The organism is Bartonella taylorii 8TBB, assembly GCF_902825155.1.
Classification (GTDB): domain Bacteria; phylum Pseudomonadota; class Alphaproteobacteria; order Rhizobiales; family Rhizobiaceae; genus Bartonella; species Bartonella taylorii_A.
Genome location: NZ_CADEAG010000209.1, coordinates 1 through 392 on the forward strand (window position 1 = coordinate 1; position 392 = coordinate 392).

Consider the following 392-nt stretch of genomic DNA (forward strand, 5'->3'; position numbering starts at 1 on the left):
CAATACTACCAAAGTATTCAAGAGTTGTAAGTTTTTCTTTTGTCGTGAAATTATTACCAATGTCATGATAGTAAATTTTACAATCTCCGGAAACATTGGGATTTTTGATAAACAATGTTATAGCAATACCAGTCATACTACCATTGCCAAAAACATTTTCACCTTCTTGAGCTTTCCCATTGCTTAACATATTTTTACGAATATCCCCTCGTAAATTAAGCACATAAATACTCGTAAACTCTTTGGCTAAAGATTTTCGTAAGCTATCCATTGTTGGCTTTTCTATGTACCCAGAACCAGAAACAAAGCCTATTACCCCAGCATTACTAATACGGTCACTTGCCCAGCGGATAGCACGGATATAACTGTCATAGAGTGCTCGTATATTCGTT

The 392-nt window shown here is 35.5% G+C and carries 1 protein-coding gene; it reads right to left on the bottom strand.

Annotation, left to right across the window (positions count from 1 at the left end; all coding sequences use genetic code 11):
• Window positions 1–392, bottom strand: a 392-nt coding sequence (locus J7R13_RS09335; protein ID WP_208438354.1) for a hypothetical protein, incomplete at both ends; no start/stop codon positions are given.